This is a genomic window from Methyloversatilis sp. (genome assembly GCF_030698125.1).
GTDB lineage: Bacteria > Pseudomonadota > Gammaproteobacteria > Burkholderiales > Rhodocyclaceae > Methyloversatilis.
In genome coordinates this window covers 92,850-107,093 of record NZ_JAUYNV010000001.1, presented here as the reverse complement: position 1 = coordinate 107,093, position 14,244 = coordinate 92,850, and the positions used below count along the sequence as shown (strand labels likewise).

Annotated in this window: 11 protein-coding genes, 1 tRNA gene and 1 other RNA gene; 7 read left to right on the top strand and 6 right to left on the bottom strand. The window is 64.5% G+C overall.

Features of this window, described 5'->3' with window-relative positions:
* From Q8Q80_RS00550 to Q8Q80_RS00535, 4 genes are all read left to right on the top strand, one after another.
* On the top strand, positions 1–1,405 hold a 1,405-nt coding region (locus tag Q8Q80_RS00550; RefSeq protein WP_305631058.1), incomplete at its 5' end, for a GTP-binding protein.
* A gap of 187 nt (positions 1,406–1,592) precedes the next feature.
* Positions 1,593–2,675 (top strand): selenide, water dikinase SelD, encoded by a 1,083-nt coding sequence (gene selD / locus Q8Q80_RS00545; RefSeq protein ID WP_305631057.1) that lies wholly within the window; start codon positions 1,593–1,595, stop codon positions 2,673–2,675.
* A 79-nt stretch (positions 2,676–2,754) separates the two neighbouring features.
* Positions 2,755–2,839: transfer RNA gene (locus Q8Q80_RS00540), tRNA-Leu, on the top strand.
* Between the two features lie 173 nt (positions 2,840–3,012).
* Positions 3,013–3,969, top strand: a complete 957-nt coding sequence (locus tag Q8Q80_RS00535; protein WP_305631056.1) for a tRNA-dihydrouridine synthase — start codon at positions 3,013–3,015, stop codon at positions 3,967–3,969.
* Positions 3,970–3,995: 26 nt separating this feature from the next.
* Here Q8Q80_RS00535 and Q8Q80_RS00530 read toward each other — a convergent pair whose 3' ends face one another.
* Complete coding sequence (locus Q8Q80_RS00530; RefSeq protein WP_305631055.1) at positions 3,996–5,132, bottom strand: hypothetical protein; 1,137 nt, start codon at positions 5,130–5,132, stop codon at positions 3,996–3,998.
* A gap of 312 nt (positions 5,133–5,444) precedes the next feature.
* Here Q8Q80_RS00530 and htpX point away from each other — a divergent pair, with 312 nt between their 5' ends.
* The 3 genes from htpX (at position 5,445) to Q8Q80_RS00510 (ending at position 10,066) form a co-directional block, all read left to right on the top strand.
* A complete protein-coding gene (gene htpX / locus Q8Q80_RS00525) occupies positions 5,445–6,320 on the top strand; it encodes a protease HtpX (RefSeq protein WP_305631054.1) in 876 nt (291 codons plus the stop codon).
* A gap of 43 nt (positions 6,321–6,363) precedes the next feature.
* Positions 6,364–7,353 (top strand): YcjF family protein, encoded by a 990-nt coding sequence (locus Q8Q80_RS00520; RefSeq protein ID WP_305631053.1) that lies wholly within the window; start codon positions 6,364–6,366, stop codon positions 7,351–7,353.
* A gap of 1,426 nt (positions 7,354–8,779) precedes the next feature.
* Positions 8,780–10,066, top strand: a complete 1,287-nt coding sequence (locus tag Q8Q80_RS00510; protein ID WP_371132657.1) for a putative bifunctional diguanylate cyclase/phosphodiesterase — start codon at positions 8,780–8,782, stop codon at positions 10,064–10,066.
* A 66-nt stretch (positions 10,067–10,132) separates the two neighbouring features.
* Here Q8Q80_RS00510 and ssrA read toward each other — a convergent pair.
* From ssrA to Q8Q80_RS00485, 5 genes are all read right to left on the bottom strand, one after another.
* Positions 10,133–10,495: a transfer-messenger RNA gene (ssrA, locus tag Q8Q80_RS00505) on the bottom strand.
* A 31-nt stretch (positions 10,496–10,526) separates the two neighbouring features.
* Positions 10,527–11,186 (bottom strand): HAD family hydrolase, encoded by a 660-nt coding sequence (locus Q8Q80_RS00500; RefSeq protein WP_305631051.1) that lies wholly within the window; start codon positions 11,184–11,186, stop codon positions 10,527–10,529.
* Entirely contained in the window at positions 11,179–11,886 is a 708-nt protein-coding gene (gene ubiG, locus Q8Q80_RS00495; RefSeq protein WP_305631050.1) for a bifunctional 2-polyprenyl-6-hydroxyphenol methylase/3-demethylubiquinol 3-O-methyltransferase UbiG, read from the bottom strand. Before ubiG ends, Q8Q80_RS00500 begins: the two co-directional genes overlap by 8 nt.
* A 120-nt stretch (positions 11,887–12,006) precedes the next feature.
* Entirely contained in the window at positions 12,007–12,747 is a 741-nt protein-coding gene (locus Q8Q80_RS00490; RefSeq protein ID WP_371132658.1) for an OmpA family protein, read from the bottom strand.
* Between the two features lie 138 nt (positions 12,748–12,885).
* Positions 12,886–14,217, bottom strand: a complete 1,332-nt coding sequence (locus tag Q8Q80_RS00485; RefSeq protein WP_305631048.1) for a TRZ/ATZ family hydrolase — start codon at positions 14,215–14,217, stop codon at positions 12,886–12,888.
* Positions 14,218–14,244: the final 27 nt, after the last annotated feature.

The window sequence follows — 14,244 nt, the reverse complement described above, 5'->3', positions numbered from 1 at the left end:
CGACACGCCGGGCCACGAGCAATACACGCGGAACATGGTGACCGGTGCGTCGACGGCCGACCTGGCGATCATCCTGGTCGACGCCCGTCACGGCGTGCAGACGCAGACGCGCCGCCACAGCTTCCTGGTGTCGCTGATCGGCATCAGGCGCGTGGTGGTGGCGATCAACAAAATGGATCTGGTCGGCTTTTCGCAGGACGTGTATGACCGCATCGAGCGTGACTACCGTGCCTTCGCGGCGCAGATCGGGCTGAACGACATCCTGTGCATTCCGATGTCGGCGCTCCGGGGCGACAACATCACCGACAAGAGCGATCGCACGCCCTGGTATGCCGGCCCGACGCTGATGGAGCATCTCGAAACGGTGCCGATCGACGACATCCAGACGAGCGGCCCGTTCCGCCTGCCGGTGCAGTGGGTCAATCGACCCAACCTCGACTTCCGCGGCTTCTCCGGACTGATCGCTTCGGGCACGGTGCGCCCGGGCGACCGTATCCGCGTGCAGCCCTCCGGTCGAGACAGCACGGTCGAGCGCATCGTCGTGTCCGGTGGCGACATGACTGAAGCCGTCGCCGGCCAGTCGGTCACGCTGACGCTGAGCGACGAGATCGACTGCAGCCGCGGCGACGTCATCGTCGCGGCGGCGCAACCGTCCGGCGCAGGCGACAGTTTCGACGCCACGCTGGTGTGGATGAGTGACGAAGCGCTCGCCACCGGCCGCAGCTATCTGATGAAGAGCGGCACGCGCACCGTCGGCGCCACCATCAACGCGATCGAGTACCGCGTCAATGTGAACACGATGGAGCGCGGCGAGGCGGCTTCGCTGGCACTGAACGAAATCGGCCGCGTCACGCTGGTGACCGACCGCCTGATCGCCTTCGATCCGTATGAAGCGGTGCACGACACCGGCAGCTTCATCCTGATCGACCGCCTGAGCAACAACACGGTCGGCGCCGGCCTGCTGCACGGCGCCCGCAGCAAGCCGCGCGATCTCGGCTGGACGCAGCTCGACACCGGCCGCACCGCACGCGCGGCACTCAAGCAGCAGTCGCCGCTGCTGCTGTGGGCCGGCGAAGGCATCGACGCGACCCGGCTGGAGCAGAAGCTGATGTCGCTCGGCCGCCATACGCTGACCGTACCTGCCGCCACCGCCGACCTGCTGCGCGTCGCCGGGCTGTTGCTCGACGCCGGCCTGATCGTCGTCATCGATGCCGAATCGGCACAGCCGCCAAGCCTGGGTGCGGTGATCGCGGCGGGCGAGCACATCGAGCTGGCGGTCGCCTCCGGTACATCGCAGGCGGCGCTGGACGAAACCGGCAGCGTGCTGGCGGTACCCGATGGGGTCGCCGAAGAGCAGGTCGAGCAGATCGTCGAAACGCTGCGCAGGGCAGGGCGGCTGGGCTGACCGGCTTCCTGCCGCGGACGTGCGCGGCAGGAAGTCTTTCAGTGCAGACGCCCCCTGGAAGCCTCCTTCCGGGGGCTTGCCGTGCGTTGTTCCCCACGCCCTGCATCCGGTCTTTCCGCGTCCGGATGCGGCGGGGCAAGTTCTCGAATCCACACCACTGCCAGCGCTTCAATCACCGGATTGCCTGATGACCACCCCTTCGACCCCTGCCGCGCCGGGCATCGAACCCCGTCTGACCTCGCTGTCGCATGGCGGGGGCTGCGGCTGCAAGATCGCGCCCGGCGTGCTGTCGGACATCCTGCGCGGCATGCCCGCGATGCCGCTGCCACCGGAACTGATGGTCGGCATCGAAACGTCGGATGACGCGGCGGTGTACCGGCTGAACGACGAACAGGCACTGGTCGCCACGACCGATTTTTTCATGCCCATCGTCGACGATCCGTACGACTTCGGGCGCATCGCGGCCACCAACGCGCTGAGCGATGTCTATGCCATGGGTGGGCGGCCCATCATGGCGCTGGCGCTGGTCGGCATGCCGATCAACGTGCTGTCGGTTGCCACCATCGGCCGCATTCTCGAAGGCGGCGCCAGCGTGTGCCGCGATGCCGGCATTCCGGTGGCGGGCGGTCACACGATCGACTCGGTCGAAGCGATCTACGGTCTGGTCGCCATGGGGCTGGTGCATCCTGCGCAAGTGCGTCGCAATGCCGATGCCCGGCCGGGCGATCTGCTGGTGCTCGGCAAGCCGCTTGGTGTCGGCATTCTTTCGGCGGCGCTGAAGAAGGGCGTACTCGATGACGCCGGATACGCCCGCATGATCGCCACGACAACAAAACTGAATACGCCCGGGCCTGATCTTGCCGCGCTGCCGGGTGTGCATGCGATGACCGATGTGACAGGGTTCGGGCTCGCCGGCCATGCGCTTGAACTGGCGCGCGGTGCCGGCTGCGACCTGCACATCGACTGGGCGAAGGTGCCGCTGCTCGACGGCGTGCGCGCGCTTGCGCTCGCGGGATGCGTCACCGGCGCTTCGGGTCGCAACTGGGGCGGCTACGGCAGCGAAGTGTTGCTGCCGGAGGCTTTCGCCGCCGAAGACCGCGCCCTGCTGACCGACCCGCAGACCAGCGGCGGCCTGCTCGTGTCGTGCGAGGCGGCCAGCCTCGATGCCGTTTGCGCCGTGTTCGATCGCCACGGCTTTTCCGCGCCGGCGGTCATCGGCGAGGTGGGCAGCAAAAGCGCTGCACCGCGACTGAGCGTGTTGCGGCGCTGACCGGTCGGCGCGCCGCCTTGTGCGCACCCATGCTATTTTCGAGTCGCCTGCCACGGCAAACACGTGGCAGGCGACCGACGCCCGGATGGTGAAACTGGTAGACACAAGGGACTTAAAATCCCTCGACGCAAGTCATGCGGGTTCAATTCCCGCTCCGGGCACCACACATTACGCATGACGGTTCGCTCACCGTCTGATCGCCCGACCGCGTCATCGCGCGCAAGGACCGCCCGATGCGGCGATAATCGAGCTCCTTCCAGCGTTTCGCGCCCTGCCGGCGCCACCGGCCCGCATGTTTGTCCCGTCGCCCGACTCACCCCGATTGCTGCTTGCGCCGATGGAAGGCCTGCTTGATGCACGCCTGCGTGCTGTCGTCACGCAGGCGACGCGCTACGACTGGTGCGTCACCGAATTCGTCCGTGTCACCAATATGCTGCTGCCGGCACGCGTCTACACGCGGGTCGCGCCTGAACTGCTCGCACAGTCGAAAACGGCCGGTGGCGTGCCGCTGCGCGTGCAATTGCTCGGCTCCGATCCGGCCTGCCTCGCCGACAACGCAGACCTGCTGGCGCAACTGCATCCGGCGGGCATCGATCTGAATTTTGGCTGCCCGGCGCCGACGGTGAACCGCCATCGCGGCGGCGCGGTGCTGCTCGACGAGCCGGAACTGCTGTTCGACATCGTCCGGGAAGTGAGCCGTGCGGTGGCCGGCCGCGTACCCTTCACCGCCAAGATGCGGCTCGGCGTGAAGGACACCGCGCGCGCCATCGAGGCGGCGCAGGCACTGGCTGACGGCGGCGCGCAGATGATAGTCGTGCATGCCCGCACCAAGGCCGACGGCTACCGTCCGCCGGCGCATTGGCCGTGGGTCGCGCGCATTGCCGAATCGGTGAAGGTGCCGGTGATCGCCAATGGCGAAATCTGGACGGTGGAGGATTACCTGCGCTGCCGCGCGGAAAGCGGCCTGGGTGACGTGATGCTCGGCCGAGGCGCTGTAGCCGACCCGCTGCTTGCCGAACGCATCCGCCGGCACATCCGGGGTGAGGCTGCGACTGCGCCGGAGCAGGACTGGCTTTGCCTGATGCCGCTGCTGGCCGAGTACTGGCGGCGCGTGCTCGGCCATGTGGAAGCGCGGCACGCGGCCGGCCGGCTCAAGCAGTGGCTGAACCTGCTGCGGCGTACCTATCCACAGGCTGAGGTGCTGTACCAGCAACTGCGGCCGGTGCGCGCCAACAATGATATCGAGCGCATCTTGCTGGCCGCCGTCGAGCCCGTCGAGGCGCTGGCTGCCTGAGCGCTTCGCCGGCCCAGTGGTGTCGCTTATTCAGGCTTGCCGAGTTTGTCCACCATATTCATCAGTGTGCGGATCTGCGGCGCATCGCGCGTGGCGTAGCCGTGCAGGTCGGTCGGCGTGGTGTAGCCCCACCAGTCCCAGCAGCCCATCGGATTGCCAACGCTATCCCAGCTGCCGCGTTCCAGCGGCTTGATCGCGCCGACGCGCGGAAACAGCAGCACCAGACGGAGTGGCCCGGCCCAGCGCGTGTAGCCCCCGCCTTCGCTGAAGGCCTGGAAACTTTCGTCCGTCATGCCCTGCCGGCAACCGTGCAGCGCGACATGGATGCCGCACTTTTCGTCCCGGCAACGCTCGGGCACGAATACATGAGCCGATTCGGCCAGACCCAGCATGCGCATTGCGGCTTCGGGATCGGCCATGCCGGGTGTGACCGGAACGTAGTCGGCCTGGCGCAGCGCGTACCACTGGCCGGCGCCGTCGTCCGCCCGGGCGCGCGGCTTCTTGTACAGGCTGCGCAGCATGAAGCCGGCGGCATCGAAATCACAGCCGCTGACGAAATCCTCGTCGCTGGCGTCGCACGCGCCCTGCGCGGGATCGTTCGTCGGCAGGGTATGCGGCGTGGCGCGCGGCTCTCCGCGCACGATCAGACCGTTGAAATGCAGGAAAAAGGTGTGCTGCGCTGCCGATGCCTTGGCGCCGACCACGCGGTCTTCGCTGCCGCGGTATTCCCAGATGCGTTGGCCGGCCATGTTGGAGACAGGGTCGATGCGTTCGCGCTGCGCCAGCTTCTTCGTGTCGGCGATCAGGTCCTGCACTTCGATGTCGCGCTCGCCCGAACTGAACAGCGACAGCCCGAACATCGGTCCGAACAGTTCGCGCAACCAGGTGCGACCCAGCGTCAGGCAGTCATTGGTCGCCTTGGTGACGAAACCCTGCGCGCACAGATAGGGCGGCCCGGACACGATGCCGATGCCGCGCACCCGCGACGAATGCGCAACACCCATCTGCACCGCCATGGCGGCGCCGGACGACAAGCCCGAGACGGTGAAATGCCGTTGATCGAGGTTCAGCGGCGGCGGTGAGTCAAGCGCCGGTGCGAGCGGTGAGAGAAGAAGTGCGACGAGTGCTCCGAGCACCCGGATCCGTACAGCAGTGACAGGCATGAAAACACTCCGGCTTCGTTCAGGTCACAGTATGCGCATTCGGATGCTGCGGCGCAAAATCAGTCTGTGGCGGATGAGCGACGGACAGCGGACGATGCCTGGCTGTCGCGCCGGACCGGCGTGGATATGCGCCGATCTTCTCAAGTGGTCAAAACTTCTGAAAGAAGGAAGTTAAACGTAGTCTAGTTCGTATTGTTCGATGTTTGACGCAGCACTAGTATCGGACACTGACACGTGTTGCGCCCCGGTGCGCCACGCCGATTCACCGAAGGCGGTGCGCGTTGCCCGCCGAAGAAAAAGGAGATTCACGCCATGAAACGCGTCCTGCTGTTCCTCGCCACCAACATGGCCATCGTGCTGGTCCTGTCCATCACCATGCGTTTGCTGGGCGTCGAGCCCTACCTGAACGAGAACGGGCTCAACCTGGGCTCTTTGCTGATTTTCGCCGCTGTGATGGGTTTCGGCGGCTCGCTGATTTCGCTCGCCATCTCGAAATGGACGGCCAAGAGGGCGATGGGCGTGCGGGTGATCGAAACGCCGGCGAACTCGACCGAGTTCTGGCTGTATGAGACGGTGCGCAAGTATTCGGAAGAAGCCGGCATCAAGATGCCCGAGGTCGGTATCTACGATGCGCCCGACGTGAATGCGTTTGCTACGGGAATGAGCAAGAACAGTTCGCTCATCGCAGTGTCCAGCGGCCTGTTGCAGCAGATGACCCGTGCCGAGGCCGAAGCGGTCATCGGGCACGAGGTGGCGCACGCCGCCAACGGCGACATGGTTACGCTCGCGCTGATACAGGGCGTCGTGAATACCTTCGTGATGTTCCTGTCGCGCGTCATCGGCCATACGGTCGACCGGGTCGTGTTCAAGAACGAAAACGGTCATGGCCCGGCCTTTTTCGTCACCATGATCGTGGCCGAACTGATCCTCGGCGTTCTCGCATCCATCATCGTCATGTGGTTTTCGCGTCGTCGCGAATTCCGTGCCGACACCGGCGGCGCACGACTGGCCGGCCGCAGCAACATGATCGCCGCGCTGGAGCGCCTGAACTCGCTGCATCCGCAGCCGCTGCCCGACAAGATGGCCGCGTTCGGCATCGCGGGCGGCGGCAATGGCGGCCTCAAGCGCCTGTTCATGACGCACCCGCCGCTGGAAGAACGCATCGCTGCGCTGAAGGCTGCGCAATGAGTGCGTCAGCGATGCAGTCGAGTAACCCAACCGGAGTGACGGCATGAAGCCCGAAGAACAGAGCGCCCTGCTGGCCATCGTGCTGCATGCAGCGCTCGCCGACGGTAGCAAGCATGACCGCGAACGAGATGAAATCCGCCGTATCGCCGAATCCATTTCAGGGGAAGCGGGCGGCGCCGATCTGGGACGCGTCTATCAGGACGTGCTGCTCAGGCGCGTTTCGCTCGATGCGCGCATCGCCGCGCTGACCGACGTGGGCCAGCGCCAGCTCGCTTATGAAATGGCGGTGTGCGTCTGCGACGCCGATGGCCGGCAGAGCGAAGCGGAACAGCGCTTTCTTGGCGATCTGAAGACCCGTCTGCTGCTCGATGCGCAGCAGGTGGCCAACTTTGACGCCGAAGTCGATGCCATCGTGGCATCAAGCGAGGTGGCGGTGCCGGTGTCCGCCGGTGACGCAACGCGTCCGGTGGTGCCGGCACCTGCGGCGGTGGGGGCGACAGTGTTCCAGTCGTCGGTGCCGGAGGCCGAACTCGACAAATCCATCCTCAACCACTCGCTGATCAATGGTGCGCTGGAGCTGCTGCCGCAGTCCTGGGCGTCGATGGCCATCATCCCTCTGCAGGTCAAGATGGTCTATGGCATCGGCAAGGCGCACGGTGTGACGCTGGATCAGGGCCACATCCGGGAGTTCATCGCCGCGGCCGGCGTCGGGCTCACGTCGCAATACCTCGAACAGTTCGGCCGCAAGCTGCTTGGCGGCCTGCTGGGAAAGGCGGCCGGCAAGACCTTCGGCAAGCTGGGCGGCGCGGCGACCGGGATGGCGTTTTCGTTCGCCACCACCTACGCGCTCGGGCAACTGGCGAAGCGCTATTACGCCGGCGGTCGCGTGATGAATACCACGATGCTGCGCGATACCTTCCAGAACCTGCTCGCGCCGGCGAAGCAGATGCAGACGCAGTACCTGCCACAGATTCGACAGCAGGCCGAAACACTGGACATGGGCCGGGTGATGGCGATGGTTCGAGGCAACTGAAAGAGTGCCTGCTTGACACGTCAGGGGTGACGGGCGTGTAAGCAGCATTTGTCCGGGCGGGCGTCCCGCGTCCGCCATCCACAAGACCGGAAGCCGGAACGGCTGCACGATCGACCGCCCAATTCCTGGGTGCTTACAGGCGCTGCGACAGACCACCCCGCCGAATCTTCAGTGTTGAAGATTCAAGCCGATATCATGATCACGAGCTGGAATCCGGGCCATGATCAGGGAGGCGGTGCACGGCATGAAGGCGGATCGATCCTCCCGCGGCGCTCTGGCGTGAGTCTGCGTACGCGCATATTGCTGCTGGCGCTGGCGGCCTCCGTGTTGCCGGTGCTCGCCATGCTCTGGCTGCTGCTGGAAAACCGCAGCGCCACTGTGGCGCAGGCGCGCGAGCAACTCATCGCGCGTACCGACATCATTGCCGGCGAACTCGACGACAGGATCGCCGGCACGGCCCAGTTGCTTTTCGGTCTGGGTCGCGTGGGCGTCGTTGGCAGTGATGACGAGGTAGCGTGCTCGGCCTTTCTTGCCGACGTGCTGAAGGAACATCCCCAGTACACGGGCATCCTGACCATCCTGCCAGACGGCCGGCTGCACTGCGACTCGCTGCGCAGTGGTCGTACGCTGCAGCTGGATGACCGGGGCTACTTCCAGCGGGCGCTGAGCTCGGATGGCCCGGTGGTGGAACCGGTGATCGGGCGTCTGACCGGCAAGGGCGTGTTGCAGATCGCCTATCCGGTGCGCGCGGCGGACGGCGCGCTGCGCTACATCCTGCTTGCGTCGCTGGATATGGATACATACGGCCGCGCGGTGGCCAAGGCGCTGCCTTATGCGCGCATGCATTTCCAGGTCTGGAACCATGATGGTTCCATCGTCATGGATTTCCCCGGTGCTCAGCAGGCTGCGATGGATATCGGACCCGCGCCGCGCCGATTCATGCTGGCGGCCAGTCCGGGGCGCACCGAAACTCTGGATCCGGGATCGGGCGCCCGCATCTGGGCGCGTTCTGCGCTGCCGCGTACGCCGGCCGCAGATCTGCATCTCGCGCTGAGTGTGCCAGAGGCCGATCTGAACGAACGAATAGACAGCCAGTTCAGGCGGGCGCTCGGAGCGCTCGTTGCGCTGGCAGTGCTCATTTTTGCCAGCGCCGCCGTACTGGGCGAGTTTGCGGTGCGACGGCAGACCATGCGTCTGATGCAGGCGATCTCGCGGGTGGATGCCGGCGATTACAGCCTCCCGGGCGACGCGCAGTATCCGCGGGGCGAACTCGGCGAGGTCATGCAGGCACTTGACCGCATGGCGTGTTCGCTGGACCAGCAACGTCAGCAAATTGCCCGCAACAACGAGGCGCTGGAGCGGCAGGCGTGCATCGATGCGCTGACCGGCCTGGCCAATCGTCACATGCTTACTGACCGGCTAGGCCATGCACTGGGCCCACGCGCGACGTGTGAATCGCGTAGCGGGCGTGCTGATGCTGGACCTCGACCGGTTCAAGACGGTGAACGACAGCCTGGGGCACAGCCAGGGCGACCTGCTGCTGCAGGAAGTTGCGGGTCGTCTGAGCCGGTGCGTGCGCGAGGGCGATACCGTGGCGCGGCTGGGCGGTGACGAGTTTGTCGTCGTGCTCGCCGACATGGCCGATGCGGACCACATCGTGCCGGTGGCGCGGAAGATACTGTGCGCACTTGCAGCGCCGGTCGAGGTCGGTCTGCAGGTCCTGTCAGTCACGACCAGTCTGGGCATCGCTGTCTTTCCACGCGATGGTGCCACCGCCGATGCGTTGCTGCAGCACGCCGATACGGCGATGTACCGTGCCAAGGATCAGGGCGGGAACGCCATGGCATTCTTCACGCCCGAAATGATGCAGGTGATGGTTGAGCGTCTGCAGGTCGAAGCCGGCCTGCGCCGCGCGCTTGATCAGGGCGAGCTGCGACTGCACTTCCAGGCCATCATCGATGCGCGCAGCGGTCTTGTTACGTCGGCCGAAGCGCTTGTCCGCTGGCAGGATCCGCAGCGCGGGCTGGTGTCGCCGATCCAGTTCATACCGATCGCCGAGGAAACCGGGCTCATCGTGCCGATCGGCCAGTGGGTGCTGCGCGAGGCCTGCCGTCAGGCGCAGGTCTGGCGGACGCTCGGACTGGGGGATATTCCGGTGGCGGTCAATCTGTCGGCGCGCCAGTTCAGCGTACCTTCGCTCGATGAATCGGTCGCGCAGGCACTTGCGGACAGCCAGTGTCCAGCGTCGCTGCTGCATCTTGAAATCACCGAAAGCTCGATCATGGAGCACGTCGATCAAGCGCTCGAAACCCTGCACCGTCTTGCTGCGCTGGGTGTGCACCTGACCATTGACGACTTTGGTACCGGCTACTCGTCGCTCAGCAAGCTCAAGCAGTTTCCGGTGCGCACGCTCAAGATCGACCGCAGTTTCATCCACGACATCGAAGTTGATGCCAGTGATGATGTGCTGGTCGACGCCATCCTCGCACTCGCCCAGAAGCTCGGCTTGCGCACCGTGGCCGAAGGCGTCGAAACCCCGGCCCAGGTCGCTTTCCTCGAAAAACGCGGCTGTGACGCCTACCAGGGCTTCCTGTTCTCAAGACCCTGCGGATCGTCTGCCTTCATACAGATGGTGCGCGAACGAAATGGCGCAGCGGTTAATGGGCCTATGGATGCGGCGAACCACGCACCAGCCTGCGACATACCGACGTGAGGAAACCGTCCTGGTCAACGGCAGAAACGAAAAACCCACTGACGAATCAGTGGGTTATCGTTCGATTGGTGGAGGCGGCGGGAATCGAACCCGCGTCCGCAAGCCCTACACAGACAGTTCTACATACTTAGCCTGGCCATTTGGTCTAACCCGTCACCCGCCGACCCGGCAGGCTGATGAAAGGCGATCCGCTTGGTTTTCGTGATGCACCACGCGGCGGAGTGCATCCTTACTTTAGCTGTTAATGGCGCTGCGACCGGTTGCCCGGCCCGACCCGCTAATCAGTCGGTGCAGCGTCCGGCCTTAAGCGGCCAGAGCGTAAGATTCGTCGTTGGCGACTATCTAATTTTCGGTTGGATTTACGAGGTACTCCGACCCTCGGTATGCCCTGCGCTGCTTCGCGACCCACGTCGAGACCAGGTCGCCCCCTCAGCACGCATATGGTACCACCCGACGGTGATTACAAGAGGGTGAGCAGTTCGAGCGGGTGGTGGATGATGTGGTCGGCACCCCAGTCGCGGTAGTGCGTGCCGCTGCCGAGATAGCCGAAGGCGGCCGTAACGGTGCGCATGCCGGCGGCCCGCCCGGCGTCGATGTCGCGCAGGTCATCGCCGACGTAGATGCAGCGTGCCGGGTCAACTTCCATCTCCTCTGCCGCGAGAATCAGGCCTGCAGGATCCGGTTTCGGCACGGGGACGCTGTCACCGCTGACAATGCTGGACGCGCGTTCGTGCAGACCGAGTTCGCGCATCAATGGCAGCGTGAAGCGCGCCGCCTTGTTCGTGACTACGCCCCAGGGCAGGCTTGCGAGTTCGAGTCGGGTCAGAACTTCACCCATGCCTTCAAACAAGCGGGTCTGGACGCATAGCGCGGTTTCGTAAATCGTCAGGAACCGACTGGCGAGGGCGGCATAGCGCTCGTCGTCCGGGGTGATCCCGAATCCGGCGCCGATCAGGCCGCGTGCGCCGGCCGAAGTGTGTGGCCGCAGCACTTCGGGTGGCAGTTCAGGCAGGCCGGATTCGCTGCGCAACCGGTTCAGCGCGCCGCCGAGGTCGGGCGCGGTGTCGGCCAGTGTTCCGTCCAGGTCGAACAGCACACCACGCGTACGCAATTCATTCATCGCGCACGCATCGCATCAGGTAATTGACTGAGGTGTCGCGACCTAGCGAATACACCTTGGTAAGCGGGTTGTAACTCATCCCCATCAGCTCGGCTTCACGCAGCCCTGCCGCTCGCGCGTCCTGCGCGAGTTCGGACGGTTTGATGAATTTTTCGTATTCGTGCGTACCGCGCGGCAACAGGCGCAGGACATATTCTGCACCGACGATGGCGAACAGCCAGGACTTCGGGTTGCGGTTGAGCGTCGAGAAGAAGACTGTGCCGCCCGGGCGCACCATTGTTGCGCAGGCGCGTATCGTGCTCGCCGGATCGGGCACGTGTTCCAGCATTTCCATGCAGGTGACCACATCGTACTGGCCGGCATTTTCCCGTGCGTGGTCTTCGGCGGACTCGAGTACGTACCGCACGATGCGGCCGCTTTCCAGCAAATGCAGGCGCGCGACCGACAGCGCTTTTTCGCCGAGATCGATGCCGGTCACCACAGCGCCGCGCGCTGCCATGCTTTCCGACAGGATGCCACCGCCGCACCCAACGTCGAGCACTTGCTTGCCGGCGATGCCGACGCAGCGGTCTATCCAGTCGAGGCGCAGAGGGTTGATTTCATGCAGCGGGCGAAATTCCGATTCCGGATCCCACCAGCGGTGCGCGAGCTCGGAAAACTTTTCGAGCTCGAGCGGATCGGCGTTCTGTTGAGTAGTCATGTGCGTATGGACAGGGCAAGACGTTCATCGGTTTCAGCCGATGGTATACGCAGCCTCCGGAAAAGCCAGGCGAAAAAAAGCCCTGCACGAATGCAGGGCTTTTCAGATCAAGGGACCCGCTTACTTCTGGGTGCCGATGATTTCGATATCCACGCGACGGTCAGGCTGGAGGCAATTCACCAGCTTCTTGTTGCGGAAGTTTTCTGCGCCCATCTTCATGCAGGCATCGCCCGTAACCGGCTGCGATTCGCCCTTGCCTTCCGTGTACACACGGTTAGCTTCGACGCCCTTGCTGACGATGTAGTCCTTGACCGCAGCTGCGCGCTTCTCGGACAGCGTCTGGTTGTACTTTTCCTTGCCGATTCGGTCGGCGTGGCCGACGGCAATGATCACTTCAAGGTCGATGGAACCGAGCTTGCTGACCACGTCATCGATCTTGTCCTTGCCTTCTTGGCGCAGCACGGCCTTGTCGAAGTCGAACAGGGCGTCAGCCGACAGGGTGATCTTCTGCGCGGCGGGCTTCGGTGCCGGTGCCGGTGCTGGTGCCGGTTCGGCCTTCGGTGCCGGGGCAGCAACCGGAGCGGGCGGCTCGCAAACATCCTTCGGCAGCAGGTCCTTGTCGCAGGCGCAGCCGACTGCAGGCACTGACGCGGCGTAGGCCGGGGTCCAGAATCCGGTTCTCCAGCACAGGCCGGTTGCGCTGCGAACAACAACGCCGCGGCTGTCGATCACGTACGGGACGTGGGCCTGGATTTTCGGGTCGACCTTGATGTCTTCAGCCGCGGATGCATTCGAAGCAAAGCCGGCGGAAGCGGCGAGCAGAGCGATGAGCAGCGGTTTTTGCGTCAGTTGTTTTAGCATGATCCCCTCATATGAGACTTGAATCGGTTGTAAATCGGACCTTCCATGGATTCGCAAGATTCCGGTCGAAACGCCCGCAATGTCTTTGCTGAAACCACGATCACCAGCGATATCCGCCAGAACGGCAGCGGCAAGCCGTTATTTAATCACCTTAGTTTGCCACAGCCGCCCGCGCGCCTTCAATTCGTTGTTGTGCGGGTGCAACAGAATGCCACGGCTGACGCGGGCTTCTCCTGCGACCCATACTTCGCTGACATGTTCCCGACCGGCGGCGTAAACAATGTGCGAAAGGGGCGCGTAACAGGGCCGCGTTTCCATTGCGTCGAAGGCCACGGCGCAGAGATCGGCCGACTTGCCCGGGCTGATCGATCCGATAAGGTGATCGAGACCGAGCGCGCGCGCGCCACCCAGTGTTGCCATTTGCAACAACTGTGTCGCCGGCAACGCAGCCGCGTCGCCCGTGGTCAGCTTGGCAAGAAGCCCTGTCTGGCGCATCTCCTGAAAGAGGTCAAGCCGGTTGTTGCTGGCGGCCCCGTCGCTGCCGAGACTGACATTGACGCCCGCCCTCAACAGCGCTGTGACAGGCGCGGCCCCGCTTGCAAGTTTCATGTTGGAAGTGGGGCAGTGCGTGACGCTTGCACCTTCGCGGGCCAGCAGCGCGATTTCGTCGCCGTCCAGATGCACCGCGTGCACCGCGATCAGTCCGGGGCCGATCAGCCCAAGCCGGCGCAGACGTTCAAGCGGCCTCACGCCGTGTTGGGCAATGCTCTGCTCGATTTCGCATTGTGTCTCGTGCACATGGATGTGGACGGGCAGATCAAGTTGCTCTGCCAGAGTGCGGATGCGCTCGAACGTGGTGTCGGAGACCGTGTAGGGTGCATGCGGCGACAATGTGAAGTGAAGCAGCGGATGGGATTTGTAGTGATCCCTCACCGCGAGCCCTCGGCTGATGTACTGATCGGCGTCGCTGGCCCAGGCGCTGGGAAACTCGATCACCACAATGCCCAGGGCGGCGCGCATGCCAAGATCGATCGCAGCTTCGGCAGCAGCGTCCGGGAAGAAGTACATGTCGTTGAAGCAGGTGATGCCGCCGCGCAGCATTTCAGCGCAGGCAAGCGCGGTTCCGTCGCGGACGAAGTCGTGGCTCACGTGTTCCTGCTCGGCCGGCCATATGTTCTCGGTCAGCCAGCGCATCAGCGGCAGGTCGTCGGCGTAGCCTCGCAGCAGATTCATCGCGGCGTGGCTGTGTGCATTGACCAGGCCCGGAATCAACACATGCTCGTCCAGCGTCCGGAGTTCGACCGGTGCGTAGCGCTGGCGTGCTTCTTCAGCTGGCAGGAGATCAACGATGCGGCCGTTGCTGACCGCAACGGCGTGATGTTCGAGCAGCACCCCGGCCGGTTCGACCGGGATGATCCAGCGGGCCTCGATCAACAGGTCGATGGCGATGGGCGCTTGCGCTGTCTGCATGGGTGTCGGGCGGCGGAGAGGTCGGTG